Source organism: Rhodobacter sp. P2_H5 (assembly GCF_056403335.1).
Genome location: NZ_JBFUFS010000092.1, coordinates 1 through 869, shown reverse-complemented (window position 1 = coordinate 869; position 869 = coordinate 1). Strand labels below are relative to the sequence as shown.

Here is an 869-nt window from a genome sequence, read left to right as displayed (position 1 = left end):
GGCCCGTTCCGCGTCCGCCGATTTTTCGGACGCGCCCAGCTTGACAACGCCGCCCTGTTGCAGGGGACGGGTCTTGACGTAAGTGCGGGTCAGCGCGTTTACGGCTTCGATTGGGCCAGCGAGGTAGTGCGCCAGATCGACCACATGGGTGCCAATGTCACCCACGGTGCCAGAGCCAGCGATTTTCTTCTGAAAGCGCCACGACAGTGGGCCGTTCTCATCCGCCGACCAATCCTGCAGATAGGTGCCGCGAAAGTTGAGGATGCGACCGATGCGGCCTTCGTCGATGTATTTCTTGGCCAAGGCCACGGCAGGCGTGCGGCGATAGTTGAAGGCGACCATGTGGATCACACCGGCCTTTTTCACTGCAGCGGCCATGGCGCGGGCTTCTTCCACTGTGCGGGCAAGCGGTTTTTCACAGATGATGTGCTTGCCTGCGGCAGCCGCAGCAATGGCAATCTCGGCATGGACATTGTTGGGGGTGCAGATGTCCACCACGTCGATATCGGGGCGGGCCACCACAGCGCGCCAATCGGACGAGGCTTCGTCAAAGCCAAAGCGTTGGCGAGCGGTCTCGGCAGCGCCATCGGTCACATCCACCACGACCTTGCGGTGCGGGATGGCGGGCGCGGGCCAGAAGAACATCGGCATCGCAGCATAGGCCATCGCATGGGCCTTGCCCATGAACCCGCCGCCGATCATCGCGACGTTCATCACTTTGGTCATCATCTCTCTCCTGAAAAGAATACGCCTGCGCCGCGTGGCAACTAAGTCCGTAAGATGCGCGGGCGGCTATTGGATCGCCCGCGCTGTGGGGTCAGTTGACCATCGAGGATTTAACGTTCTCGGTCGCTTCGGTCGAATAGACC

General features: G+C 61.3%; 1 protein-coding gene. It reads right to left on the bottom strand.

The genetic code is table 11. The annotated features are described in order from the left end of the window. Positions 1–726, bottom strand: a 726-nt coding sequence (locus AC1DVR_RS23655) for a Gfo/Idh/MocA family protein (protein ID WP_478003072.1), incomplete at its 3' end; no start/stop codon positions are given. Between the last annotated feature and the right edge of the window lie 143 nt (positions 727–869).